The organism is Bradyrhizobium monzae (genome assembly GCF_021458635.1).
In the GTDB taxonomy this organism is placed as follows: Bacteria; Pseudomonadota; Alphaproteobacteria; order Rhizobiales; family Xanthobacteraceae; genus Bradyrhizobium.
Genome location: NZ_JAIRDQ010000007.1, coordinates 243,931 through 267,332 on the forward strand (window position 1 = coordinate 243,931; position 23,402 = coordinate 267,332).

Annotated in this window: 27 protein-coding genes and 2 pseudogenes; 13 read left to right on the forward strand and 16 right to left on the reverse strand. The window is 61.5% G+C overall.

Going from position 1 to position 23,402, the window contains the following annotated elements:
• Window positions 1-361: 361 nt before the first annotated feature.
• Entirely contained in the window at window positions 362-703 is a 342-nt protein-coding gene (locus K3F49_RS25490) for a hypothetical protein (protein WP_234683682.1), read from the reverse strand.
• A 319-nt stretch (window positions 704-1,022) separates the two neighbouring features.
• Between K3F49_RS25490 and K3F49_RS25495 the strand changes: the two genes are divergently transcribed.
• Window positions 1,023-1,967: an AEC family transporter gene (locus tag K3F49_RS25495; protein WP_234683683.1), complete on the forward strand. Its 945-nt coding sequence runs from the start codon at window positions 1,023-1,025 to the stop codon at window positions 1,965-1,967.
• A gap of 310 nt (window positions 1,968-2,277) precedes the next feature.
• Here the strand turns inward: K3F49_RS25495 and K3F49_RS25500 are convergent, their stop codons facing one another.
• A complete protein-coding gene (locus K3F49_RS25500; RefSeq protein WP_234683684.1) occupies window positions 2,278-2,685 on the reverse strand; it encodes a glyoxalase superfamily protein in 408 nt (135 codons plus the stop codon).
• Window positions 2,686-2,797: 112 nt separating this feature from the next.
• On the opposite strand from K3F49_RS25500, the gene K3F49_RS25505 reads away from it, so the two are divergent.
• On the forward strand, window positions 2,798-3,202 hold the full coding sequence (locus tag K3F49_RS25505; RefSeq protein WP_234683685.1) for a nuclear transport factor 2 family protein: 405 nt from the start codon (window positions 2,798-2,800) through the stop codon (window positions 3,200-3,202).
• Window positions 3,203-3,474: 272 nt separating this feature from the next.
• Here K3F49_RS25505 and tenA read toward each other — a convergent pair whose 3' ends face one another.
• Window positions 3,475-4,149 carry a thiaminase II gene (gene tenA / locus K3F49_RS25510; RefSeq protein WP_234683686.1) on the reverse strand — a complete coding sequence of 225 codons (675 nt, stop codon included), beginning with the start codon at window positions 4,147-4,149 and terminating at the stop codon, window positions 3,475-3,477.
• Window positions 4,150-5,522: 1,373 nt separating this feature from the next.
• On the opposite strand from tenA, the gene K3F49_RS25515 reads away from it, so the two are divergent.
• The 8 genes from K3F49_RS25515 to K3F49_RS25550 all read left to right on the forward strand — a co-directional run bounded on the left by K3F49_RS25515 (window position 5,523) and on the right by K3F49_RS25550 (window position 13,695).
• The gene (locus K3F49_RS25515; protein ID WP_234683687.1) at window positions 5,523-6,743 is read left to right on the forward strand and encodes a tyrosine-type recombinase/integrase; all 1,221 of its coding nucleotides are present in this window, start codon (window positions 5,523-5,525) and stop codon (window positions 6,741-6,743) included.
• 471 nt (window positions 6,744-7,214) lie between these two features.
• Window positions 7,215-7,520, forward strand: coding sequence for a hypothetical protein (locus tag K3F49_RS25520; protein ID WP_234683688.1), 306 nt, complete (start codon window positions 7,215-7,217; stop codon window positions 7,518-7,520).
• Between the two features lie 250 nt (window positions 7,521-7,770).
• Window positions 7,771-8,067 carry an ATP-dependent DNA ligase gene (locus tag K3F49_RS25525; RefSeq protein ID WP_346657353.1) on the forward strand — a complete coding sequence of 99 codons (297 nt, stop codon included), beginning with the start codon at window positions 7,771-7,773 and terminating at the stop codon, window positions 8,065-8,067.
• A 452-nt stretch (window positions 8,068-8,519) separates the two neighbouring features.
• Window positions 8,520-9,275 (forward strand): Crp/Fnr family transcriptional regulator, encoded by a 756-nt coding sequence (locus K3F49_RS39460; protein ID WP_234683689.1) that lies wholly within the window; start codon window positions 8,520-8,522, stop codon window positions 9,273-9,275.
• 223 nt (window positions 9,276-9,498) lie between these two features.
• Complete coding sequence (locus K3F49_RS25535) at window positions 9,499-10,842, forward strand: extracellular solute-binding protein (protein WP_234683690.1); 1,344 nt, start codon at window positions 9,499-9,501, stop codon at window positions 10,840-10,842.
• A gap of 33 nt (window positions 10,843-10,875) precedes the next feature.
• Complete coding sequence (locus K3F49_RS25540) at window positions 10,876-11,901, forward strand: ABC transporter ATP-binding protein (RefSeq protein WP_234683691.1); 1,026 nt, start codon at window positions 10,876-10,878, stop codon at window positions 11,899-11,901.
• Window positions 11,902-11,918: 17 nt separating this feature from the next.
• Entirely contained in the window at window positions 11,919-12,848 is a 930-nt protein-coding gene (locus K3F49_RS25545) for a carbohydrate ABC transporter permease (protein ID WP_234683692.1), read from the forward strand.
• Between the two features lies 1 nt (window position 12,849).
• A complete protein-coding gene (locus K3F49_RS25550) occupies window positions 12,850-13,695 on the forward strand; it encodes a carbohydrate ABC transporter permease (protein ID WP_234683693.1) in 846 nt (281 codons plus the stop codon).
• Window positions 13,696-13,980: 285 nt separating this feature from the next.
• On the opposite strand, the gene K3F49_RS39465 is transcribed toward K3F49_RS25550, so the two are convergent.
• Both K3F49_RS39465 and K3F49_RS25560 read right to left on the reverse strand, forming a co-directional pair.
• Entirely contained in the window at window positions 13,981-14,175 is a 195-nt protein-coding gene (locus tag K3F49_RS39465; RefSeq protein ID WP_346657348.1) for a response regulator, read from the reverse strand.
• Window positions 14,176-14,184: 9 nt separating this feature from the next.
• Window positions 14,185-14,373, reverse strand: coding sequence for a hypothetical protein (locus K3F49_RS25560; RefSeq protein WP_234683694.1), 189 nt, complete (start codon window positions 14,371-14,373; stop codon window positions 14,185-14,187).
• 161 nt (window positions 14,374-14,534) lie between these two features.
• Here K3F49_RS25560 and K3F49_RS25565 point away from each other — a divergent pair, with 161 nt between their 5' ends.
• On the forward strand, window positions 14,535-14,699 hold the full coding sequence (locus K3F49_RS25565) for a hypothetical protein (protein ID WP_234683695.1): 165 nt from the start codon (window positions 14,535-14,537) through the stop codon (window positions 14,697-14,699).
• Here K3F49_RS25565 and K3F49_RS25570 read toward each other — a convergent pair.
• From K3F49_RS25570 to K3F49_RS25580, 3 genes are all read right to left on the reverse strand, one after another.
• The gene (locus K3F49_RS25570) at window positions 14,696-15,646 is read right to left on the reverse strand and encodes a sensor histidine kinase (protein ID WP_234683696.1); all 951 of its coding nucleotides are present in this window, start codon (window positions 15,644-15,646) and stop codon (window positions 14,696-14,698) included. The two genes, K3F49_RS25565 and K3F49_RS25570, sit on opposite strands and share 4 nt — an antisense overlap.
• Window positions 15,647-15,822: 176 nt before the next feature.
• On the reverse strand, window positions 15,823-16,020 hold the full coding sequence (locus K3F49_RS25575) for a hypothetical protein (RefSeq protein WP_234683697.1): 198 nt from the start codon (window positions 16,018-16,020) through the stop codon (window positions 15,823-15,825).
• A 160-nt stretch (window positions 16,021-16,180) separates the two neighbouring features.
• Window positions 16,181-16,336 (reverse strand): hypothetical protein, encoded by a 156-nt coding sequence (locus K3F49_RS25580; RefSeq protein ID WP_234683698.1) that lies wholly within the window; start codon window positions 16,334-16,336, stop codon window positions 16,181-16,183.
• A 189-nt stretch (window positions 16,337-16,525) separates the two neighbouring features.
• Here K3F49_RS25580 and K3F49_RS25585 point away from each other — a divergent pair, with 189 nt between their 5' ends.
• Together K3F49_RS25585 and K3F49_RS25590 are read left to right on the forward strand one after the other, a co-directional pair.
• Window positions 16,526-16,741: a hypothetical protein gene (locus K3F49_RS25585; RefSeq protein ID WP_234683699.1), complete on the forward strand. Its 216-nt coding sequence runs from the start codon at window positions 16,526-16,528 to the stop codon at window positions 16,739-16,741.
• Window positions 16,742-16,910: 169 nt separating this feature from the next.
• Entirely contained in the window at window positions 16,911-17,276 is a 366-nt protein-coding gene (locus K3F49_RS25590; RefSeq protein WP_234683700.1) for a response regulator, read from the forward strand.
• A 34-nt stretch (window positions 17,277-17,310) separates the two neighbouring features.
• Here K3F49_RS25590 and K3F49_RS25595 read toward each other — a convergent pair whose 3' ends face one another.
• From K3F49_RS25595 to K3F49_RS25630, 8 genes and pseudogenes are all read right to left on the reverse strand, one after another.
• Window positions 17,311-17,607, reverse strand: a complete 297-nt coding sequence (locus tag K3F49_RS25595; protein WP_234683701.1) for a hypothetical protein — start codon at window positions 17,605-17,607, stop codon at window positions 17,311-17,313.
• Window positions 17,608-17,728: 121 nt separating this feature from the next.
• A pseudogene (locus K3F49_RS25600) lies at window positions 17,729-18,171 on the reverse strand (low affinity iron permease family protein).
• A 45-nt stretch (window positions 18,172-18,216) separates the two neighbouring features.
• The gene (locus K3F49_RS25605; protein ID WP_234683702.1) at window positions 18,217-19,305 is read right to left on the reverse strand and encodes a glycosyltransferase family 4 protein; all 1,089 of its coding nucleotides are present in this window, start codon (window positions 19,303-19,305) and stop codon (window positions 18,217-18,219) included.
• Between the two features lie 215 nt (window positions 19,306-19,520).
• Window positions 19,521-19,880 carry a PRC-barrel domain-containing protein gene (locus K3F49_RS25610; RefSeq protein ID WP_234683703.1) on the reverse strand — a complete coding sequence of 120 codons (360 nt, stop codon included), beginning with the start codon at window positions 19,878-19,880 and terminating at the stop codon, window positions 19,521-19,523.
• 524 nt (window positions 19,881-20,404) lie between these two features.
• A pseudogene (locus K3F49_RS25615) lies at window positions 20,405-22,179 on the reverse strand (protein-L-isoaspartate(D-aspartate) O-methyltransferase); the annotation flags it as partial.
• An 87-nt stretch (window positions 22,180-22,266) separates the two neighbouring features.
• Complete coding sequence (locus tag K3F49_RS25620) at window positions 22,267-22,500, reverse strand: hypothetical protein (protein WP_234683704.1); 234 nt, start codon at window positions 22,498-22,500, stop codon at window positions 22,267-22,269.
• Window positions 22,501-22,510: 10 nt separating this feature from the next.
• Window positions 22,511-22,813 carry a plasmid stabilization protein gene (locus tag K3F49_RS25625; RefSeq protein WP_234683705.1) on the reverse strand — a complete coding sequence of 101 codons (303 nt, stop codon included), beginning with the start codon at window positions 22,811-22,813 and terminating at the stop codon, window positions 22,511-22,513.
• Window positions 22,814-22,854: 41 nt separating this feature from the next.
• Window positions 22,855-23,061: a DUF3072 domain-containing protein gene (locus tag K3F49_RS25630; RefSeq protein ID WP_234683706.1), complete on the reverse strand. Its 207-nt coding sequence runs from the start codon at window positions 23,059-23,061 to the stop codon at window positions 22,855-22,857.
• Window positions 23,062-23,402: the final 341 nt, after the last annotated feature.

Below are 23,402 nucleotides of genomic sequence, written 5' to 3' on the forward strand. Positions count from 1 at the left end.
GCCTCCAGATTGACCCCAGGCCGCGAAAATGAATCACCGCGCTGATTCGTGAAAGAAAAATTTATCGTGAGTTGCGTTGGCGCCACGAAATAACCAGACGTGTTGGCTTTGAGTCACACTGCTGCGTGCGACGACAGACACAAACCGTCATGAATCGCTGTTCACGCGGCCAACCGCGTGTTTTTCCGGGCAGTTTCAAGGGGAAGAGCGAACTACAACCTCGCCGCGCAAACCCTCACGCGGCTTTTGCCGTTGCGCATGGTCGCAATCGCTGCAGCCGCGCGCGCGGCCTGCGCGAACAAAACGAGTCCAGTGGCTGTCGCGAGGCTGATGCCGCTGAGTCACTTTGACGCGCGAGCGCCTAGTCGTCGTCGGTCTTTTTCTTCCTGACCTTCGGCTTGGTCTTCTTCGCCACAACCGGCTTGATGTTGGTAGGCTGACCGGCGCTGGCCTCGCCCGGCTCCGGCCCCTGGCGGAAGAACGCCCGGCATTGCGGCGACAGCTGGGACTTCTTCCGGATCATGCAGGCGGTGATGGCATCGACGTCCGGCACGAACTCGCCGCACAGGCTCATCGCATCCGGCGTGCAGGCCTGCTGCTGCTCCGGCGTGTAGGCGAAGCCGGTGCCCGGCTGAACCAGAACGGCCAGCGCCAGCGAGAGGCCTGCGAGAGCCAAGGATGTCTTCGAGCGAAACGCCGGCATCGATCCCCCCAAATGTCGAGTCGGGAGGGAGTGTGGGTGAACGGGCGTTGGTTGGCAACGAGGGGCAAACGTGGCTCAAGGCGAAAACGGCCACCTGTGCGCTCCCGGCAACAGGGAGGGCAGCCCGCCGTCTTCCCCGGCCAAATCGCCAAAACAACCCCATGCACAGTAGCCAGGGTTCCGGCCGGCCTCGCGAATTCTCGCGCACTTGCGGATTTTACGAATTTCCTTTGACACGTCGGGCAAAACACCGGCATGATGGCACGATCGAGAAGCGCGTGGGGTGGTCGGCCGAAATCCCCGTGAGGGGGAGGACCGCATGGCCACCGTGTTGATCGTCGCGCCGGTGTTTGCGCTGATCGCGGCCGGCTATGCGTCAGTGCTGTTTCGCTTCGTCTCCGAGGGCGCGCACAAGGGCATCTCCGAATTCGCCTTCAGCATCGCGATCCCCGCGCTGCTGTTTCGCACCATCGTCGTCTCGGAATTCCCCGACGTCAGCCCGTGGCGGATGTGGGGCGCCTATTACGGCGCGCTCGCGCTGACCTGGATCGCGGCGCTGGTGATCTCGGCATTCCTGCGCGAGCGGCGCGAGGACCGCGAGGACGGCGTCGTGTTCGCGATCGGCTCGGTCTACGGCAACATCGTGATGCTCGGCATTCCGCTGGTGCTCTCGGCGCTCGGCAACGAGGCCGCGGGCCCGATGTCGCTGATCCTGTCGGTGAACACGCCGCTGCTCTGGCTCTGCGGCATCTTGCAGATGGAGCTCGTCAGCCGGAAGCGCACCGACTCGCCGCTCGCGGTGATTCGCCCCGTGCTCGCCGATCTCGCGCGCAACCCGCTGATGCTGGCGATCGGCTTTGGCGTGGTCTGGCGTTTTACGGGCCTCGGCCTCAACCCCGTCGTCGACAAGACGATCGAGCTGCTCGCGCAAGCGGGGTCACCTGCCGCGCTGATCGCGCTCGGCATCACCCTGTTCCGCTTCGAGGTGAAGGGCGAGATGCCGAGCGTCGTCGTGATGAGCGCGCTCAAACTGCTGGCGATGCCGGCGATCGCGTTCGTGCTGGCAAAGCTGCTCGGCCTGCCGCCAGTCGCCTCCGGCGTGATCGTGCTGTTCGCAGCGATGCCGACCGGCGCCAACGCCTACATTTTTGCGGTGCAGTATCAGCGGCTGGTGAACCCGGTGTCGGGCGCAGTGGCGCTGGGAACGCTGCTGGCGGCGGTGACATTGCCGGTGGTGGTGATGGTGGTCGCAGGGATCAGGTAGAGACCGCTGCGCGAACGGAAAAGCCGCAGTGCGGTTCCAGCCCCACTGCGGCCCATCCCGACAACTCAAAATTGGGCGGTACTCAAATCGCGCCGGTGTTCACACAGTAGAACACCCCGTTCCGAAAATGGACTCCGTATAACTACCGAACTCCGGCGTTCGGAGGATTGCACCTGGAGAGCGAACATGGCACGGCTCGTCGTCCAGCCCCCGATGCTCCCGGCTGCCGATCCAATTGCGGATCAGAGCGCCGGGAGAGCCTAAAGCGCGATGAGATTTGGATGAATCGTCATCGCGCTTTATCGTCGTCCTACGTCGTGGAGACGACTGACTTGTCCTCCCGTTCGATCCGCTCGCAGAAGCGGATCATGTTTCCAAAGGGATCGATGACGCCGGATTCGATCGTCCCCCATTCGGTCGTCTCCAGGCCGGGGCGCATGTAGCGGTAGCCCTTCGCGTTGATCTCGCGATTGAACTCACGAACACCCTGCATCATGACCCTCAGCTGCACGCCCGGCGAGCCATCGCCGTGATGTTCACTCAGATGCAGCACAAGACCGCTTCGCGAAATCTGCCGGTACAGCGGCGCATTGTCGTCGAACCGATGGTCCCAATCGACGCCAAAGCCCAGAAAGCCGAGATAGAACTCGTCTGCTTTCGAAACGTCGAAGATCCGCAGGATCGGGATGACCTGCTGGAATTGGATGGTATCCGCCATGATGCCTGTCCTTTTGATGGTGATGCTGGTGGCGCGGTGAGCCCCTGTTATGATTTTGCCTTCGCACGCAATGGTAGCTATTCTGCGATGATACGCATCGGAGGAGGCGGATATGGGACATCGCGAGGACATGCTCGACGTCATCAAGCGCGCTTACGCCGCGCGTGGTGATGGTGATGTGAAGGGCCTGGTGGCAGCTTTTCATCCGGAGGGCTCGTTCAATCTGATCGGCGACAACAGCGCGCTGCACCTGACAGGAAGTGTAAAGGGGCAGCAGCCACTGCTGGCGGCTTTCGGTCAATTCATCGAGCATTTCGCTTTCGAAAAGCGCGAGATTCTGACCGAGGTGGTTGAAGGAAATAATGCTGCAATACGGTCCCGCCTTGTCATCCGATACTGTCCAAGCGGGAAAGTTTTCAGCACTGAAGTGCTGGACCTCTTCAGATTTCAGGATGGCAAAATCATCGAGCTGATTGAGTTCGCGGACACTGCGCAGGTCAAGGCCATCATCTCCTGACGCGTGGTGAGACTGGATTGGGATTGCGCGTTGAGGAAGGCGTGAAACTCTCGTGCTCGCACTGAACTCGCCGCCGGTCACGGCCTCCGTGATCGTGCTGTTCGCCGCGATGCCGACCAACGCAAACGCGCACTTCGTCGCGGCATAGTACCAGCGGCTGGCGAACCCGGTGTCGGGCGCGGTGGCGCTGGGGACGCTGCTGGGGGCGCTGACGTGGTGGTGATGGTGGTGGCGGGGGCGAGGTAGCGGGCGCCTGACGATTCCCGAAACCGCTATTCGACACGCTCGCCCGCGCGCCAGGCCATCTCCCAGAAGTCTGCCTCGAGTCGGGTGGCTTCCTTGAAGATCGCAATCAGCTCTGCCTCGCGAGCCGGCGTGGCGTAGAGATCGGCGAGATGCTCCATGTGCGCCCGCGCTTTGGCAGCAACCTCCTGGTACGGCACGCCGGCGTACTCGGCGATCCAAACGCGGTAGGCGTTCGTTGCAGCGTCCGCATCGGGGCGCGAGGCGAGCCGCGTTGCGATCTCCGCGTAGCCGATCACGCAGGGGGCAAGCGCCACCTTGAGTGCCAGCAGATCGCCGCGCATTCCGACGTCGAGCACGTAGCGCGTATAAGCCAGCATCTCGGCCGCCGGAGGAGCCTGTTCGAGGTCGGCCGGGGATAGGCCCCAATCGGCACAGAGCTTCACATGCAGGTTCATCTCGACATCAAGGATGGCCGACAGGCCGGACGCGGCTTCCCGCATGTCGGCAAGTTTGGGCGACTTGTAGACCGCGAGCGCGTAGGCGCGAGCAAACTCGATGAGGAACAGGTAATCCTGGACGAGGTAATGACGAAACGCCGCTTCGGGGAGCGAGCCGTCCGCCAATCCGTTCGTGAAGGGATGCTCGGTGTAAGCCCGCCACTCAACGGATGCTGCTGTCTTGAGACGCTCGAAGAAACTCACGATCTTTCTCGCCGGCTTGCTTTTCCATGAACGTGCTGGGCTCGCTACCGATATCGCATTGCGAACCGGGGAGCTACGGCGACAGCGCACAAAATTGGCTTTGAGCAGCGTTGCGGATAGGGTCGCGTCGAAAGTTTGGTGCACTGTCACCGTGATGCGTAACTTCATTCCGAGTGGAGGCTTCTTTACCCCTTAATCTGGCGGAGCAGAATCTGCGGCTACTGACGCATCATGACGCGCTTACGCAGAGCAACGACCAAGAAGAGATGGGTTTCGCAAGAACTCAACCCATCCTACGAGCTACAGATAACGCATTGCGAACCAAGGAGCTACGGGGACCGCGCACAAAATTGGCTTTGAGCAACGTTGCGGATAGGGGTCTCCCCGCGTCGGGAGTTTGGTGCACTGTCACCGCAATTCCAGTCGAGCACGTCGTCATTATACTTTCGGTTGATTCATGCCCAAAAGGGTATTCCAAGTCGCATTTCGTCGGATAAACTGAGATCCGTCCATTAACGTGCGGCCCAGTCGACCGCCAACGAGGAGAAGCTAATCTGACCCGGAATAAATCCGAATGAGACTGACAGTCGCCTCTATCAAGTTTTCGATCTTTGAAGCACTTTGGACCAAAGACAACTTGGCGACTTGTAGTCGTACTAGCAGTGTAGACTGAAGACCGCCCAGACGAGCTATCTGGCACAGTTTCTTTCTGGCGCGAGTTTTGCGCCGAATGAAACTGCGCTGGTGTCCAATCTTCTCGATATTCCGGCAGAAGAGTTTCTGCCTTATCGCCAATATATCCTTCGGCAAACGAAAGACCTATTTGATGAGGCGTTCCTCGATGTTGAACGAAAGCTAGTTGAGATATGTTGGGAGCCTTCATCCACAATGCAAAGGCGCGCTGCAAATACTCAACTCGCTTTTTGGTACCGAAGCCTTCAGGCAAGCTAAAAGTTTTCTCGGAGACTTGGTAGGGCTTCGTCAATATTGTATTGGCCCGGTCGCAGTGCACGTCCACGATAGCGGGCTCGAGTGACCCAGGCTTTTCTCCAGATCGCTCCAGTAACTGCAAAATATGCTCGCTGGTTAGCGGGCCCGATAACCGCGCTGAAATCTTCGCTGCTACCTCCTTCGCCCGTAGTCGATAAGACGCGGGAAATCCGAATTATCAGCATCGCTGGTACAGTTGGGTGGGCTCGAACCACCGACCTCCTGTTCCACAGACATAGAAAGAACTCCGCCGGCGCCGCGCCAGTCCTGCCGTTCGTGCGAAAATCGTAGCATTATCAATTAATAAGACCGCCGTAGCCCGCCTTACCTGCGCTGCAATTGGCGCTATGGTGGTAGCTACGTGGTAGCTACGGAGGGGATGGATGGCTGTTTCGAGTATCACGATCCGCGCCGTGCAAGCACTCAAGCCCGGCGAAACTGTTTGGGATGCAGACCACCGCGAAGCTGTGCGGGGCTTCGGCGTTCGGCGTCAGCGCGACCAAGCGACTTACGTTCTCAAGTACCGAGTGTTCGGTCGACAACGCTTCCTCACGATCGGTCCTCACGGCTCCCCTTGGACACCCGAGCTGGCACGCAGGGAGGCCAAGCGGCTTTTGGGCCTGGTTGCCGATGGCAAAGACCCGGCGGACGAGAAAGCCAAGGCGCGCCTGCAGGCGGCCGACACACTCCGGGCAGTCGCGGATCAATATCTCCGGAACGCCAAACAAAGGCTGAAGCCGCGCACCTATTCGGAAATTGAACGCTACTTGTTGGTCAATTGGAAACCTCTGCATCCGGTCTCGGTTTTCCAGATCACCCGCCGTCATGTCTCGGCCCGTATCGCTGACATCGCATCGGCTCATGGAGCGGTCTCGGCAGCCCGCGCCCGCACAGCCCTGTCCTCAATGTTCAACTGGGCAATACGGGAGGGCCTCGACATTCTCGCGAACCCGGTTCTCGGCACTAATCGACCCGCGCAGCCGGGAAGCCGCGAACGGGTCCTCACGGAGACGGAGCTGTCAGCGATCTGGCGTGCCTGCGGCGATGACGATTACGGACGCATTGTGCGTCTGTTGCTGCTCACGGCCCAACGTCGGGATGAAGTAGGCAGTATGCGATGGGCCGAACTTGATACTGTTTCGGGGCACTGGACGCTGCCAAGCGCCCGAACCAAGAACCATCGCGAGCACTTGCTACCATTGGTGCCCGCCGCGCTTGCCCAACTCCCGCCTCGTCGAAACGGCCGAGACTTCCTATTTGGTGACGGACCCCGACGCAGCGGTGACCCGCATCGTGGTTTCTCAGGCTGGTCCAAGTCGAAAATAGCGCTTGATGCACGGATCGCGGAAAACCTGGGCGAACCCCTGCCTCATTGGACAGTTCACGATCTTCGGAGATCGGCGGCCACGGTGATGGCCGACCAGCTAGGCGTGTTGCCACACATAGTGGAGGCAATCCTAAATCACGTCAGCGGTCACCGGGCTGGCGTTGCCGGGGTGTATAACCGCGCTCGGTATGCGCCTGAGATGCGCGAGGCACTTCAACGCTGGGCACGGCATCTGGAGGCCCTGCCAGCCCAAAAGCTGCGACAGGTTGCTGCGTGATAGCGGCTCCGGCCCTTTTTCCTACCGGGGTCGTCTTGGACTAGGAACTAGCCCGCAAGCGGCCGAGTTCGAGTCAGGAGACCGCTACCTCCGTTTCCCCAACCCCTTTCCCCTGAGTTTATTGTCTCGGTGGTTTAGTCCACGCAGGAGAGACTTTCCCCTGCGCGGGGAGTTTTAGTGGCAAAAAGCCTGGTAAAACCAATGAAGTGAATGACTTGTATCCGCCGTTGTGTCCCGATCTGAAAATCCACAAAAATGCTCGGGCTGATTTGTGTTGGGCCTTCTGTTCTGGGCAGCGCCGGGTGTAGATCGCCGATGCCCCGGACTATGGGCCCGCTGGGCACTCAGGTTCGTCTGGAAGCTGCCAGACTAATCCGCCTTATTCACAGGAGCCTCCGTAGTCCCCCGGCTTCGCACTACCCTGCATTGTGCCATCGTCGTGATTCCCGATTCGCATTCGGAGACCGCTCCATGCCACTGAACGATGGTGAGATCGCAATTGTTAAGGGAATGCTGATCCGAGGAGATCGGCAGCACGACATCGCCGCCTATTTCGGTATCAACGGCGGCCGCGTTGCCGAGATCAGCACAGGGCAAACCGGCAGCAGCATCACCGCATCACAAGCAGAAACCCTGCCACCTGCAGGCCCGTACATGGCTGGCCGCTCGGCTCTTCGCGCTCGCGACACGCTGATCGCGCTCCGCGATCTAATTCAAGACGCGATCAACGATATTGATCTGTACGAAAAAGCCGAAAGATTGAAAGAAAATGGATGACGTTATCTTCCTGTACGACCAAGTAATCGAGCATATCGTTCGATTGCATGGATTTCGTTCCAGTAAGAGGCGTGACCTAGGCGATACTGGAGGTGTTCACGACGACGTGGACAGCGTTGCAGACTTGCTGGCTAAGCGCGATTTGCTCACCTTCTCATAGCACCGCCACAATCGCCTTACTTCGTGGACTCCGGCGAGAGGCTACAACTGGCGCAGCCACTATCCGTGGATCGTCGAGGCCGCACGTAATATCCGCCAGAAGCAATTCGTGCTCGACGGCGAAGTGGTCATGCTGGGCGTTGATGGCATCTCAGATTTTAACGCGTTGCACTCGCGCAAGCATGATCACGAGGTGCAGTTCTGCGCTTTCGATATTCTTGCCGAAGGCGGTGACGACTTGCGCATGCTCCCGCTATCGATGCGGAAGGCGAATTTGAAGCGCCTATTGGCGCGGATCCGGAAGGCGTCTTCCTTAATCCGGTTGAACGCGGCGAGCTGGGACCTGATCTATTTCGAGCGGCCTGCAATCTTGGACTTGAGGGTTTAGTATCAAAGCGTCGGGACCGGCCGTATCAGGGCGGGCGTTGTCGCAACTGGATTAAAGTGAAAAACCGTAGTCTTCCAGCGATGGAGCGGGAGCTACGGCAGAGCGGCAGGTCCGATCTGCCACTAATAGCAGGACCTCAACGGCCGATTGATCCACTTCGCCTGGGGCCAGAAGCCGACGTCAGTGTCGGTCTCGGGCCGAAATCGAGCGCCATGGTGCGCGTGATCCGATTGGGTTGCCAGCTTAGTGCTCATTCGCTAGGGGCGTTGGAGCGCCTTGGCTCGGCGTCGCCGTACTGTCGGAGTGCCGGTGACTCCGGATCGAAGAGGGGGTAGTTTGGCGGGGAGAAGCCCTGATGCTGGCTGAACAAGCCCGATCGGGAGGCGTCTTGAGGAGAGCTCCATGGGATAGCACTGGAAAGTGCGCTGAGCCATGCCAACCGCGAGCAGACGGTGCGGGTCCAGAACCGCCTGTTGGCTGGTCTTGCCCCAGCGTCGTTCGAGCGGCTTCGTCCCTTCCTTCAGCCCGTGGCGCTCAAGCGCCGGGCGATTCTTCAGGACTACCACCATCCCATCGAGCACATCTACTTCATCGAACGCGGCGTCGCATCGCTGCTGGTGCGAACCCAGCGCGATGGGCCGGTCGAGGTCGCGATGGTCGGACGGCTCGGTTTCGTCGGTGTAACAGCCGTGCTCGGCATACAGCGTTCCCCCAATCGATGCCTGATGGCGGTCCCCGGCTATGCATTGCGCATTGCGGTGCCCGACCTGCGGCGAGTTGCGCACCGATACCCTGATGTTGAGCGGCAACTATTCAGCTATATCCATGCGCTCCTGGTTCAGAACGCCCAGACAACGCTTTGCAGCGGCCGCCACAGCCTCGAAGAAAGACTGAGCCGCTGGCTGCTCCTTGCAGCCGACCGGCTGGATGACCGGGTCATTCCCGTGACGCACGACATGCTGGCGGTCATCCTGGGCGTCCGACGCGCCAGCATCACGACGACGCTTGCCGAACTGGAGCAGACCGGCGGTCTCGTCAGGCAGCGAGGCAGCATCGAGGTGCGCGATCATGCGGCTCTCGAGCATCGAACCTGCGAATGCTATCAGATCATAGCCTCTGAATACGGACACCTACATCGAAGCGGCCTGCATGAGCATCGCATTCCCGCGGCCACCGACCTGATGCGCACTTGTCTTTGCTGCTTCTGACGCAGTCATCCAAATCGCCTGCTTCCAGACAGCGCCGTGCGATTTCGGCGAGCAGTCAATCTTTGTACGGCAGCGTACCGAATGCCCGGCTTTAGTCGAAAGTCCGATCGAGGCTTGAAAAGTTATAGTGTCGTTGAAGATGGTCAGATCCAGGACCGAGCTAGACTGATCCCTCGTCTGGGTGAGCCTTCTCCAACTGGAGACATCCACAGGAGGACTCGAGATGAGCACGGGCAAGTACTTGCGCGTCACACGACGCCGCTTCCTGACGCAAACCGGTCTTACCCTTGCCGCGGCCTCTGCACCGTCCCTTGCTACGCCATTCATTTCCAGAGCACTTGCGGACACCAAATCGCTTTCGATCGTGCAATGGAGCCACTTCGTTCCGGAATACGACAAATGGTTCGATCAGTTTGCAAAGGATTGGGGCACGAAAAACAACATCGACGTCAGCGTCGATCACATCCCCGTCGCCAACGTCGCCGCGCGGGCGGCCGCCGAAGCCTCGGCCCAATCAGGTCATGACCTGTTCGGCTGGAACGGCGCCGGCGGGGCGCACCTCTACCGCAAATTCCTGGTCGACGTGACAACCCTCGTCGAGGCAACCGAGAAGAAGTACGGCAAGGTCAGCACGATCGGCCGCCAGATCGGTTACAATCAGGACAATAAGACCTGGTCGGCATTTCCCGATTTCTACATCAACTTCCCCGCCATGTACCGCAAGAGCATGTGGGATGAGATCGGGATGAAGCCGGACACTTGGGACGATGTACGCATCGGCGGCGCCAAGCTGAAAGCCAAAGGCCACCCGGTCGGCATTTCACTCGGGCACAGCAACGACCCGAACACGACCTGGCGCGGCCTGCTGTGGAGCTTTGGCGGCGCGCTGCAGGACGCGGACGGCAAGAACGTCGTGCTCAACAGCAAGGAAACCGTCGAAGCCGTCAAGTACGTCGCAGCGCTGTACAAGGAGGCGATGACATCGGAAGTGCTGTCGTGGGACGACTCCAGCAACAATCGCTATCTTGTTTCGGGCATTGGCTCGATGATCGTCAACCCGATCTCGGCCTATCGGACGTTCCAGAAGGCAAACAAGAAGGGCGCCGACGACACATTCGTGATGGCTCCGCCAAAGGGGCCAGTGCGCCAGATCATGGGCGGCGCTTCCGAATTCTACGGCATCTGGAAGTTCGCCAAGAATCGCGAAGGCGCGATCGAATTCCTCAAATACTACGCCGATCATTGGCCGGAAGCGTTCAAGGCGAGCGAAGGCTACAACAACCCCTGCTTCGCTAACCTCGTGCCGAAGCCGATGCCGATCCTCTCGAATGATCCGACTTCGACGCCGGCGGACAAACTGGCGGTGCTGCAGAATTCCGAGCAGTGGTCCGCCTCTCCGGGATATCCCGGCCCGTCCTGGCCGGCCGTCGACGAGGCCTACAACGACTTCATCATCTGCGACATGATGGCGAAGGCGGCGAGCGGCCAGATGTCCGCCGAGGACTCGGTCAAATGGGCGCACGGACAGTCGGAGGCAATCTTCACGAAGTGGCACGGAAAAACCTGAGGCCGTGCTTATGCATCAGCGCCGGGAGGATCGATGGCCGCAGTTTTGACCAGGGACATCGTCAAGAGGTTCGGCGAGATCAACGCCGTCAACGGCATTTCGCTGAGGGTGCCGGACGGCGAGTTTATGGTGCTGCTCGGTCCCTCGGGCTGCGGCAAGACGACGTTCCTGCGCATCATCTGCGGCCTCGAGCAGCAGACCAGCGGCGATCTCCTGATCGGCGGCAACGTCGTCAACGATATCCCGCCTCGCGCCCGCGGCGTTGCGATGATGTTCCAGAGCTATGGGCTCTATCCGCACTACACGGTGCGCAACAACATTGCCTTTCCGTTGCACACGCAACGCGTTCCCCGCGAGGAAATCCAAAAAAAGGTCGAGTGGGCCTCGCAGCTGCTTGGCATCGGTCATCTTCTCGACCGGCGGCCACGCCAGCTCTCCGGCGGCGAGCGCCAGCGTGTGGCGCTGGCACGCGCACTCGTCCGCGAGCCGACCGCGCTTCTGCTCGACGAACCGCTGTCCAATCTCGACGCCAAGTTGCGCAGCTCGGCTCGCCAGGAAATCAAGAACTTTCAGCAACGCGTTCGTCTCACAACCATCTACGTGACCCATGACCAGGTCGAGGCGATGGGTATGGGCGACCGTATCGCGGTCATTGACCATGGACGGATTCGGCAGGTGGGAACACCAACCGAGATCTACGAGGATCCTGCCGACCTGTTCGTCGCGACCTTTGTTGGCGCACCGCCGATGAATATCGTTACCAACGGCGGCGGCTATCTCGGATTTCGGCCGGAGAACTTCCTGCCCCGGGACATGATCGCAGAGGACGCCGCGACCGAATTTTCGTTTCGCGTCGATCGTTCCGAATATCTGGGGTCGGAGCGTATCGTTTACGGTGTGATGGATGGCTTCGATTCGAAGCAGCCAATCACGGCGAAACTGCCGCCGGCCCACGTGGCTGAAGGGAGCATTCGACCCGGCGAATGGCATCCGTTTGCGGTGAAGAACAGCGCGTTGCGCCACTACGATACCAACGGCAATCGTAGCAGTCACCACTGAGGGCAGGAATTTCACCGATGGCCGTCATCGCCGAACCTGTTGTCAAGCCGGTCCCGCGCTTTCGCTTCATCCTGGACCGGCGCGAGGTGCTCGAAACGATCTTGGTCGCACCGGCGATCCTTTACGTCCTGCTATTGGTAGGCCTGCCGCTTCTGCTCGCGGTCTACTACTCGCTCAGCGCCTATACGATCTACAATCCAACCTGGAAGTTTGTCGGCCTGGCGAATTTCGAGCAAATCCTGCAAAATCCGACTTTCCTCGACACGCTGCGTAACACTTTCATCTTTACCTTTGGGTCGCAACTGCTCGGCCTCGTGCTTGGAAAGTTCGGCGCCTTCCTGCTGTTGCAGCCCTTCCCCGGCCGCAAGATTGTGCGAGCGCTGATCATCCTGCCTTTTGCGGTGCCGGTCGCGCTCGCCACGATCGCCTGGCAATGGATGTTCGACTCGCTCTACAGCGTGATCAACTGGACCATGATTGCAGCGGGTATCCTCACTCGCGATGAGGCGCCGAACTGGCTCGGCAATCCGTACCTCGCGATGCTGTGCATTGTCATCATCAACGCCTGGCGCTTCTTTCCATTTGCCATCGTGATCTTTCTCGCCGGTATCACCGCGGTTCCGCAGGACGTGATCGACGCTGCGACGGTCGATGGCGCGGGTTTCTGGCGCCGCAACTACCAGATCATCCTGCCGATGATCCTGCCGATCGTGGCCATCGGCCTGATCTTCGGCATCGTGTTCACGTTCACCGATCTTTCCATTGTCTTCTTGCTGACCATGGGCGGCCCCGGTGGCGCGACCTCGGTCCTGGGCTTTGCGGGCTTTCAGACCGGCATCGTTTCTGGGGATGTTGCCCACGGCGCGGCCATCTCGCTGTTCATGCTGCCGGTGCTGCTTGTCGTGGTGATTTTCATGCTGCGCTTTATTCGTCGCCGGGAGATTTGACATGTTGCGGCCTTTTGCTCGCTCGCTCCGCGTAGCCGGGTTTTTCCTCGGCGTCGCATTCTTCGTTATCCTGGCCGCGTTTCCATTCTATTGGATGGTGATCACGGCGTTCAAACAGAATAGTGACCTTTACAAGGTCACCAACATCCCCTTCTGGTTCAATGAGCCACCGACGCTCGAGCACGTCAAATACTTGTTCGAGGAGACCCTGTTCGCGCGCTGGTTGTTGAACTCGCTTGTCATCGGCGTCTGCGTCACCGCGATCACGCTGATCACCGCGATTCCGGCCGGTTACAGCCTGGCCCGCATGACCAGCCGCAAGGGTGAAGCGCTCGGCATCATGATCTTTCTGACCTACCTGGTACCGCCGACCCTGCTGTTCCTGCCGCTGTCCCGGATCATCGCCGAGCTCGGTCTGCAAAACTCGATGTGGTCGCTTGTGCTGGTCTACCCGACCTTTACGATCCCGTTCTGCTCCTGGCTGCTGATGGGATTCTTCAAGGCGCTGCCGGTCGAGATCGAGGAAGCCGCAATCGTCGACGGCTGCAGCCTATTCGGCGCCTTCATCAAGATGGCGATCCCGCTGTCGGTGCCCGCAATCCTGACGGTGATGATCTTTACGTTCACCCTGACCTTGCAGGAGTTCGTCTACGCGCTGACCTTCATCTCGTCGTCCGACCAAAAGCCGATCACGCTGGGCGTGTCGACCGATCTGATCCGCGGCGATGTGTTTTTCTGGGGTGAGATCATGGCCGGCGCCTTGATCGCCGCCATCCCGGTGGCAATTGCCTATAACCTCTTCCTCGACCGCTTCATCGCCGGCATCACCGGCGGGGCCGTCAAATAGCCGCAGTGCTTTGTGAAGGATTTAATTGGTTAGGCTCCTGCGCGCCCTAGTCTAGTTCCATCCTATCGAAAATGCCCGCTTAGGGTTAGAAGCGACCCTTAGACGGGCCCCCGTCCCTACGGTCAGAAGCTGCGAGACGGCGGGGAGACCAGCTGCGCCGGCGCGAACGGCTTCTCGATCAGGATGCCGTTCGGGACGCCCTGCGATTTCCAGGCCTCGGCGTGGCCCCCTCATGTAGACCACCGGAAAGTCGGGATCGATCTCCCTGATCCTTCGAGCGAGCGCCTAGCCGTTCAGGTCGGTGCCGATGTCGGTGAGCAGAGCCCGGAATTCCGGCGCGACCATCGCCGAAGTGGGGGAAAGCCCCTCGCCGGATCCGGCGATTTCCGTTTCGAAACCTCCGTCCGACAGGGCGTCCCCCACCAAGCCCTGGATCGCAAATTCGTCCTCGGCCACCAGAATGCGGACGGGCTCTTTCACTTCATGGCTCTATTCGCGGGCCACGGCGCCAGGACTAGCCGTCGCGGCGCCCCCGCCGTCCTCCCGGTGCTCCTCCGCTTGCTCCTTGAGATCGGCAGCCTTCTCGACCAACCCGGCGGCGACCACCGGATCGGTGGTCGTCTGCGCGAACTTGAGAAGGGTGACCGCCTGCCGGTTCAGGTACTCTCGTCCCGCCACGTCTTGCTTTCCCAACAGGCGCTTTTCGGATTCCAGCCCCGAGGAAAAGTATAACCTTAGCGATTCGTTCCGGGGAAATGTTCAAAAGTGAACTTTGGCCGGAGGCCGCAACCAATCCGGTGTTCGGAGTGTTGGCAACATCGAGGAGCCCAGCCAATCCGATGCGGAACACAGTCCAAATCGATGCCAAGCAGAGCCGCGCCATCGTGGCCGAAATCGGCGAGCGGCTGCGCCCGTGGATGGCCGTCGAGAGCGAACTTCCGCCGGCCCTGACCTCTCTGCTCGAGCGGCTCCGTGCATCCGAGGACAGAGCCACGTCCCGCTAACGCGGATGCGCCCTCACCCGGACGCGCAGGCCCGGGTCCAACCGTTCGTACGCGATTTCCCCGTCGAGCTGTTGGGCGAGGAGCTGGACGATGCGCGATCCCAAACCACCCGGGTCGGTGCTGGCTTGAAGACCGATGCCGTTGTCGGACGCCGATAGTTCGATGCCATCACCCTTCGACAAAGAGACGACGACGTTTCCCGGCCTGTCGCCGGGAAAGGCATACTTCAGCGCGTTCGTGACGAGTTCGTTCGCGATCATGCCGATCGCGAGCGCATGGCTGTTCGGCAGGTCGATGTCGTCGCAGAGCACCTTGAAGGCGACCGGACCGGACGGAGCCAAGGACTGGAAGACCTTCTCGACCACCTCGGTGAGGAAGTAGCGCATGTTCACCGAGCGCGAGTCCTCCTTGAGCGAGAGATGATCGTACACTTCGGCCATCACCTGCAGCCGGCGGGCGGTCGCCTCCAGCGCCGGCGCGACCTGCGGTCCGCCATGTCTCGCCTCCAGCCGGATCATCCCGCTAAGGATCGCAAGGTTGTTCTTGGTCCGGTGCGCCATCTCCTGCAGCAGCACCGCCTTGGTCTTGTCCGCCAGCATGACCCGCCGGAGCTCGGCGCGCTGAAATTCGGCGACGATCGCCGTCCCGGCCGCCGTGATCGCGAAGAGCGAATTCGTCGCGAGGAAATTGAGGCCGAATCCGCCGGCGGAGCTGATGTAGGCGCCGACGCCGACCGCAATGATCGCCGCGAAGATTCCGGCGCCGCGATCGAAGATCAGACCCGAGAGAAACACGCCGGGCAGCAGCAGGAAATATCCAGGCACCCCCGTCTGCATCTGGAGCGCCATCTGCAGCACGGCACACGCCACCATGATGCCCGCGGAGATGCCGTACCGGACCGGGCCCGGAAGCCTGTGCTCCAGAACCAGCGGGTACAGCCTATTCATGAGATCCAAGCCGTGTGCAGATACCGTTCGGTTGCGGCGCACAGTGTGCCTACCTCCGTCTCACCCTGGCAAGCGCAATCCGAGCCTGTTGGCCTGCCAGCGTCAGCTCTTGCGCGCCGGCTCCGAGAGCGATGGTCCGGAGCGGCGACCGGAAACCACAGCGCGCGCATTCGACCTCAGGTCTTTGGCTTCTGTTGTGCCGCAGCCTCTCGAGCGATCCGCTCCGGCTTCAGGCGCTCCCGGTTTGCATGGAATGCCTGTTGGTCGCGTTCATGCTCGGATACCGGCGCCTTCGCGCTCGTGTCGCGAAACGCCTTTCGCGCTTCCCGTTCGGCGGCGGTCGGCGTCCTCCGGTCCGATGTCCGATTGCTCATTGCTCCCTCCTTCGGGCGCAAACGGTCCTTGCGCTATGTTGCGCATTCGGACCGCCAACCTAGGGGGTAGGTTTTCCCTCGGCGAGGCTTTTGAGGGGCCGGGGGCATGGATTCGACGCTTCGCGAACCTATTCGTTCCAATGCCCTGGTATCTCGAAGATTACGCAGACTTCCGCTGCGGCCTGGCCGGCTTTTTCGCTGCCGCTGCGGAATGTCCGGCTGCGCAGAGGACGTCCGGTGCAAATTCGCGGCCATGGGCCAGGCGCCGCAGCGGCGACATTTCTCCAATAAGCGTATCGCTTTCGATCATCGCCATGACTCCTTCCCGGCGAGCCCCATGGCTGCGAACGGCTTGAGCTGGCGGAGGTTCCCGTCTCGGGTCCTTCCGATAGGCCTCGACGCCGTCGAGGTGGCCCAGGGCAGGATCTGCGCCCGAACCAACGATTGCTCTTCCCGTTGTGTGCTGCATCGAGGCGTCCTCCAGCTCGTGCGCCGGAGGGAAACCATGAGGACCGACTGGCCCCAGCATCTCGACCCCGGCAGCGAGGCGGACCCGACCTATCTCGAGTCCCTGATCCGCGAGGATTACGCGCGATGCCATCCGGGCGAGACCCTGGACGATCTCAAGCGACGCGCGTCCTTTTCGAAAGAGGACAGAGGGCTGCTGCGGGACTGGATGGCCGTAGCGGCCGCTCGCGCGGCGAAGGGACGCCCTCGATGAAGCTGCAGATCGGAGCATCATGTTCTACGGCCAGCACACGAACGGCATTGCCAAATCCCCTCGCGTTGCGCCGAGACCGCTTGAACCCCCAGGCCCGCTCCACGCCAGGAACGACGACGCAATTGGGCCGTTCGATATGCGTTGCGAACGCGATCCAAGTGAGCCGCCAGTGAGCGTACTTCTCGTCGAGGACGACCCTCTTATCCGTGAATTCGTTGTCGAGGCGCTACGCGATGCGGGCTACCACGTCATCCACGCGAGCACCGGGGAAGAGGCGCTGGACTGGTGCAAGCGCCACGTCGCGGACGTGTTGGTCACCGACGTCACGCTGCCCGGAAACATCGACGGCTGGCAGATCGCGGAGCGCTGCCGCGAAAGCGATCCGGAACTGCCGGTGATCTACGCCACGGGCTACTCGCCCGCTGCACCTCGGCCCGTGCCGGGCAGCCGCATCCTGAACAAGCCCTACCATCCCGACGAGGTCGTCCGGATGGTAGGGGATCTGGGCGGCGAAAAGGGGATGCCGCCGAACTAGGGAGGTGCCTCAGCATCAACCGCCGAAATCCGCATCACTTCCGCTCGGGCTCCTTGGCCGGCGGACCGCTCTTGTTTCCCGGCAGACCTTTGATGTTGGAGGTGTCCTGCTGCTGGACCGTCGGATTCTGCTGGTTCGAGCTCGAGCCTGCGCCGACGGTCTCTCCCGGCTTGGCGGCTGGACCATTCTTGTTGCCAGGCTGGCCGGCGATGCCGGCCCCTGAGTTCTGCGCGCTCGGAGCGCCGGAGACGTCCGGCTTCGTGGTCTGGGCAAGTGCGACGGGGGCGGAAAGCGCCAGAGCAAAGACCAGCGCGCTCGCAATGGACCTCATGGTGAATCCTCCTCTGAAGGAATTCGGAAGCGCGGGTTGCGGCTACCTTGAACTCGAACGCCGCGTTGCCTCGCGCGTTCCTGCCATTGGCGGCGAGGCCGTTCTTCTTTTCGCTGGATCACTAGCCGTCGACATCGTCCTGGGATCTGGTTGGGCGGCGCCTGCCTGAGCCTCTTCTCGCTGCCGCGACCGCCTTGGCGCGCTCCTCGCAGCGGGCGCGCAGCTCCTCCAATTCGTCGGCGGAGAGATGCTCGATGCCGACGAACGAATTCTGGGCGCTCCCGGTTCGGATGAGCTCATCCAGCTTGACCTGGATCGCTGCGCTGTCCCGGTTCTGTGAGTTCTGGATCAGGAAGACCATCAGAAAGGTCACGATGGTCGTGCCTGTGTTGATGACGAGCTGCCAAGTGTCCGAGAAGTGGAAGAGAGGTCCAGTGATTGCCCAGATCACAACTACCGCGCAGGCCAGGACAAAGGCCGATGCCGGCCGGCCGCCTGCGAGGCCTTGTTTGCGATGGACGCGAACAACCGCCGCGGGTGCCGCTCGCTTTGCTGATGGCGCATGCAATCCCTCCTTCTATCGAACCGTAGCCCCCTGAACAGCGCCGCTCAGGGGAGCGGAGACGCGGGCGTGCCGAGGGGTTCGGAGGCGACCGAGAGACGGGCAGGCCTCGCCGCGGCGAGAAGCCTCCGATAGTGGGTCTCGTAGGTCCGTGCCATCCGGTCCGAAGTGAAGCGCTCTTCGAACCGCGCCCGGACTTTGCGCCGGTCGATCCGTGCCAGCTCCTTCACCGCGCGTACCGCCTCCGCTTCGTTCTTGACAATGAACCCGGTCACGCCGTCGTCGACGACCTCCGGCACCGATCCGGCGCGATAGGCGATCACGGGCGTCCCGCATGCCATCGCCTCGATCATCACCAGGCCGAACGGCTCCGGCCACTTGATCGGAAACAGCAGGGCCGCAGCGCCCGACAGAAACGGCTGCTTGCCGCGTTCGTCCACCTCGCCGACGAGCTCGACCCGGGTCCCGTCGATCGCCGGCTGGATATGCTTCTTGAAGTAGCCGGTTTCGCCGCGCGGCACCTTCGCGGCAATCCGCAGCGGCATGCCAGCCGCCCGGGCGATCCGGATGGCGTCCTCGGGCCCCTTGTCCGGCGTGAGCCGTCCGAGGAAGGCGAGGTACGACCCCGGAGCGTAGGACGGCCGAAATAGGCCAGCCGGCAAGCCGTGCTGCACCGTCCCGCACCAGTTCGCGTCCTCGAGCGGAGCGCGCTGGTTGTCGGAAATCGAGACGAAGCACGCCTCCCGAAATTGCCGAACCACCTCGCCGATGCCAGGCAGATCGAGGCGCCCGTGCAGGGTGGTGAGGAACGGGATCCCGCAGCGGCTGAGCGCCGGCAGGTGCAGCCAGTCGACGTGCGCATGAATGACGTCGAAGTCGCGGGCGCGAAGCGAGACCGCTTCGATCAAAAGGGTGCAGGCTGTGTTCGGGTCGACGCGCGGGCGCCCGAGGCGCAGGGCGCGCGGCCACACCGCATGCAGCTCTCCGCGCGTCCTCGAATCACCGCTCGCGAACAAGGTCACCTCATGGCCAAGTTCGACCAGCTCGTCAACCAGCCAGGCCACGACCCTTTCCGTGCCGCCGTAAAGTTTCGGGGGAACGCTTTCGGCCAACGGGGCGATCTGGGCGATCCGCATCGGCCTCGCCCCTCAGCTTTCCGCGGCGCTGCGCGAGGCGGCGCAGACCAGCAGAAGGCCGGCGACAAGCGCGATCAGGACCCTTCCAACCGATAACTCGGCAGGTCCGTGCTCTCGCCGGCGCCGCGCGAAAACCGCTGTCATGGTGCCTCGCAAACCGATCGCGGTGACGCGACGGCTTTCGTCCTGCGCACGGCGGTGTCCGATCGCCTTCGTTAGGCGACCGGCACCCCATAGTAGTCATCGAGCGAGCGCCTGGTTTGCGCGTCCCAACTCCAACTGCTCTCGTCGGCGTATTTTGGGGCGCCGCGGAGCTGATCCTGGGTGACGCCGGTGACGTATCCGCCGAGGTTGGTGTCGTACTTCAGCGTTTGCCACGGCAGCGGATAATGATCGTCCCCGATGCCGAACAGGCCGCCGAAGCTGAGCACCGCGTAGGACACCTTGCCGCTGACCTTGTCGATCATAACGCGCTCGATGTAGCCGATTTTCTGCCCGTCGGGCCCGTACACGTTCGTGCCTTCGACCTTGTCGCTTCCAATGAGACTGACCGTCTCCCGATCTTCCATGGCCATGTCGACCTCCTGGAGTTTGCTGTTTCGCGTTCAACGGACGCGACATCGCATCCGTTCCTAAAGCAGGGACCGGAAGTGCCTCACGGCGTCCCGCCTTCAACCAGTGCTTAAGCGATGCTTGATGTGCCGGCTGGCGAACCTTCGCCGATTGGCTTCACGTGGACCCTACCGCCGCCGAGTCATGAGTGGCGCCCGATCCTCGGTTTCGGCGACTACACGTCGCGCTAATGCCACGTGGCAGCCCGGCTTCTCGCCGGGGGCGAGACCGTCGTCCACCGGGATTAGGGGCGCATAGTAGGTGACGTCAATCGCAGTCACTTCTTACGGCCGCGCTGTGCGTCATACCGACCGCGCAAGTATCCTTTCGACACACCGCCGCGCGCAGTTCGTTCGCCCCGGCTTCGAGAAAGTCGACAGCTATCAGCAGCGCCAACGCCGCCATCAAGCGAACCGAAGTGCCCTCGGGGAAACCCGGCTGCGCCGGCAGCCGTCAAAGGCCGAATGGGTAGGTGTCGGGGAGGCCGTCGGCGGAATTCGAGCAGGCCGCGCGCCACACCGGCGTCGTGAAATTGCCGTTCGTAACTGTCCGGCCGAGAGGGTCGAACCTGCATCACTTCCATCTCGCCGTCCCAGTCCGACGCGGCGGCGACGGTTCCGGTATGGGTGCCGAATCCGATCAGGCACGCTGCGTCAGCGAACTTCTCTCGACAAAGCTGACCAATGTTGAGCTCCTCGCGGACCGCTCCCATCTCGGTGAAGCGGGCTTCTCCGATATGGGAATTGTGCGCCCAGACCACCGCCTTCGATCGGGGCCCTTGCGCGTCCAGGATATGGCCCAACGTCTCGAACATGTGGGTGTCGCGCAGATTCCATGATTCGGCTCCGCCATAGTACATGATCCGATAGTACCGCTCGGCCGAGGCGACCAGCCGCGCGTTCTGCGCCGCGTCCAGGAAGCTGTCTGGGTCGCTCGCGGCGTAGTCGAGTTGCTTTCCCAGGATGTCCTGGCACTGGCGGATGACCTCCGCCTCGCATTTCCGGTAGCCTTTGGTCAGGACGGCACGGCCGTAGGTCGAAGGTTCGCGCTGCCAAGGGGTCAGGCAACCGCAGCGTTCGCGGGCCACGGCGGCTGCTTCCGGATCTACGCTGTCGAGGTAGGAGAAGGACCGCCGCGATCGAACTTCGCATGTTATAGATGTCGAGCCCGAAGTATGCGGCCTGCTCGCCTGCCGGCTTGCCGTCGTTGTGTTCGCGCATCCACTCGACGAAAGCGGCGATATCGGTGTTACGCCACATCCAGGCCGGGAAGCGCTCGAACGGCTTCTCGTCCGGACCGCGCGACCCTCGATGGCGAACGTAGCGGTCGATCGCGGCGGCATCAGGCCAATCCTGCTTCCACTGCGACGGTCGTGAAGCCGTGCTTCTCGATCAGGTGTCGCGTGATCGCGGCTCGGGCCTGATAGAATTCCGACGTGCCGTGGCTGGCTTCGCCGAGCAGGACGACGCGGGAGTGCGCGAAGCGATCGAACAGGGCACCGAAGTCCGGATCGCAGAAGGAAGGCAAGGGTTCGACGGCGGCGCCGATCATCTCGGTCAGCGAGCGGAAATGCGTGCGTCCGGGGACGTGATTGCTGGCGGAACGCGTGCCGTCCTCGGCCCATCCCTGCTCCCCGATCAGGGGCACGAAGCGGACGGCTCCGAAAGTTTCTTCGTCGTATTCGGTGTCGCTCCAGCGCGTGATCCGCAGCAGTGACTGTTCTTGTTCGGAATCACCGACCGGAATGACGAGGCGCCCGCCGATGGACAATTGCCTCTTGAGTGCATCCGGCACGATGGGACCGCCGGCGGCGACCAGGATCGCGTCGAATGGCGCCGCTTCGAGCAAGCCGCGGGTGCCATCGCCCGTATGGACGATGCAATTGTCGTACCCGAGCGCCGCAAGCCGTCCAGCGGCGACCCTGGCCAGATCTTCATGCCGTTCGATGGTGTGGACAGTTTTGGCGAGCCGCGAGGCGACCGCCGCGGCGTAGCCCGAACCGGTTCCGACTTCTAGCACTTTGTCCGGCGGCTTCAGTTCGGCCGCTTCGGTCATCAGTGCGACGATGTAGGGCTGCGAGATGGTCTGCCCATTCGCGATAGGCAGCGCGCCGTCCTCATAGGCGAATTCCTCAAAGCCGGGCTCCACAAACTGCTCCCGAGGAATCTGCTTCATCACGTTCAGAACGCGTCGATCGCGGATTCCGCGGCGTGCGAGTTGAACGTCGACCATGCCGTGGCGAAGATGTGCAAATTCGGTCATGGCAACCGATCCAACGAATTACGAAGGTGCCTGGAAGCGCATGCGCAACCCCGTCAACCGTACCGCCGGCCGAGCCTCTTGCCGGTTTTACAGACGATCGCGGAGCTCGGTCACGCCTTCTTCCTGGGCGCAGTGGTCGCAGCAATAATACGTGCCGTTCTTTTCAAGGCCGTGTCCAACAATGCGCGTTCCGCAATGCTTGCACGTCGGGGCCAGGGCATGAATTGCGCACTCAAAGCTGTCGAACGTGTGCGCCTGGCCGTTCATCGTCACCTGAAAAGCTTTGTCATAGTCATTGCCGCAGGTTTCGCATGTCGGCATTATGCCTCCTTCACGCCGCACGGCGTTTGCGAGTTTGAGCCGCTTTCTTGGCTGACTTGGAACGTTCAGAGGCTGGGCGGCTGGCGGACGCTTTTCCCCCAAGCCTGCCGCCTTTGCGGGATGGTGAAGTGTCTTCTTCGGTGCCTCTGCCGGACCCGCTCTTTTTGCCACCATGGGTTTCTTTGTTTACGGTCGCCCAGGCTCGCCGTTCGGCTTCCTTGTCGGGAACGCCTCGAGCTTCGTAGCCTTCCTCAATGTGCTCGGCCTGTCGCTTCTGCTTGTCGGTGTAGCTTCGTTTGTCTCCGCGTGGCATCACGGCCTCCTTTGACAAAATCGCCTCTTCTCCTACTGCTGCTATTCAACGCCAGCCCTCTTGCGCATTTCTTCAATGAGCTTGGACGCCTCCGCCTTAGTGAGGTGCTTCCCGACCGTGAAGGGCTGGTCTGCTTGTTCTGACAGGGTCTGCAAGTAGGATGCTTGGGCCTCAGTCATCGGCTCGTCCCCCGACACCCAATCGTCGGGGTCCTTCTTAATATTGGCAGCGGTTTCCTTGGTGCTCATGGGTGTTGCCTTGCGCTAGGAACGGTGAAGCTCACTGTCGCTAGGAACGGTGAAGTTCACTGATTGTTCCTATTTCGGGTGACAAATCCAGACCGATCCGGCAGTCCGGATGCGATCTTGAATGTTTGAGAAGTGGCCGTTGCGATACTTTGTGGACACGAAGGTTCGCCGGGCGCCTGCCACCTTCGACAACCGCCTCGCTACCTTGGAAGTGTGGGAAGCCCTCTCCAATGGCGTCCAAGGCGAGGCAAGGCAGCGCAGCGCAGCGCATTCGTAGGGCCGAAGCGCCGGCTTCTGCGATCCGTCGTGCGACGCTGCGGGTCACGGAGCGGATGATGCAG

Bases quoted from the DNA above. Each gene is read 5' to 3' on its own strand.
- K3F49_RS25490 (WP_234683682.1), bottom strand. From the start codon at position 703: ATGCCGGCGTTTCGCTCGAAGACATCCTTGGCTCTCGCAGGCCTCTCG.
- K3F49_RS25495 (WP_234683683.1), top strand. From the start codon at position 1,023: ATGGCCACCGTGTTGATCGTCGCGCCGGTGTTTGCGCTGATCGCGGCC.
- K3F49_RS25500 (WP_234683684.1), bottom strand. From the start codon at position 2,685: ATGGCGGATACCATCCAATTCCAGCAGGTCATCCCGATCCTGCGGATC.
- K3F49_RS25505 (WP_234683685.1), top strand. From the start codon at position 2,798: ATGGGACATCGCGAGGACATGCTCGACGTCATCAAGCGCGCTTACGCC.
- K3F49_RS25515 (WP_234683687.1), top strand. From the start codon at position 5,523: ATGGCTGTTTCGAGTATCACGATCCGCGCCGTGCAAGCACTCAAGCCC.
- K3F49_RS25520 (WP_234683688.1), top strand. From the start codon at position 7,215: ATGCCACTGAACGATGGTGAGATCGCAATTGTTAAGGGAATGCTGATC.
- K3F49_RS25535 (WP_234683690.1), top strand. From the start codon at position 9,499: ATGAGCACGGGCAAGTACTTGCGCGTCACACGACGCCGCTTCCTGACG.
- K3F49_RS25540 (WP_234683691.1), top strand. From the start codon at position 10,876: ATGGCCGCAGTTTTGACCAGGGACATCGTCAAGAGGTTCGGCGAGATC.
- K3F49_RS25545 (WP_234683692.1), top strand. From the start codon at position 11,919: ATGGCCGTCATCGCCGAACCTGTTGTCAAGCCGGTCCCGCGCTTTCGC.
- K3F49_RS25550 (WP_234683693.1), top strand. From the start codon at position 12,850: ATGTTGCGGCCTTTTGCTCGCTCGCTCCGCGTAGCCGGGTTTTTCCTC.
- K3F49_RS25565 (WP_234683695.1), top strand. From the start codon at position 14,535: ATGCGGAACACAGTCCAAATCGATGCCAAGCAGAGCCGCGCCATCGTG.
- K3F49_RS25570 (WP_234683696.1), bottom strand. From the start codon at position 15,646: ATGAATAGGCTGTACCCGCTGGTTCTGGAGCACAGGCTTCCGGGCCCG.
- K3F49_RS25575 (WP_234683697.1), bottom strand. From the start codon at position 16,020: ATGAGCAATCGGACATCGGACCGGAGGACGCCGACCGCCGCCGAACGG.
- K3F49_RS25580 (WP_234683698.1), bottom strand. From the start codon at position 16,336: ATGGCGATGATCGAAAGCGATACGCTTATTGGAGAAATGTCGCCGCTG.
- K3F49_RS25585 (WP_234683699.1), top strand. From the start codon at position 16,526: ATGAGGACCGACTGGCCCCAGCATCTCGACCCCGGCAGCGAGGCGGAC.
- K3F49_RS25595 (WP_234683701.1), bottom strand. From the start codon at position 17,607: ATGAGGTCCATTGCGAGCGCGCTGGTCTTTGCTCTGGCGCTTTCCGCC.
- K3F49_RS25605 (WP_234683702.1), bottom strand. From the start codon at position 19,305: ATGCGGATCGCCCAGATCGCCCCGTTGGCCGAAAGCGTTCCCCCGAAA.
- K3F49_RS25610 (WP_234683703.1), bottom strand. From the start codon at position 19,880: ATGGCCATGGAAGATCGGGAGACGGTCAGTCTCATTGGAAGCGACAAG.
- K3F49_RS25620 (WP_234683704.1), bottom strand. From the start codon at position 22,500: ATGCCGACATGCGAAACCTGCGGCAATGACTATGACAAAGCTTTTCAG.
- K3F49_RS25625 (WP_234683705.1), bottom strand. From the start codon at position 22,813: ATGCCACGCGGAGACAAACGAAGCTACACCGACAAGCAGAAGCGACAG.
- K3F49_RS25630 (WP_234683706.1), bottom strand. From the start codon at position 23,061: ATGAGCACCAAGGAAACCGCTGCCAATATTAAGAAGGACCCCGACGAT.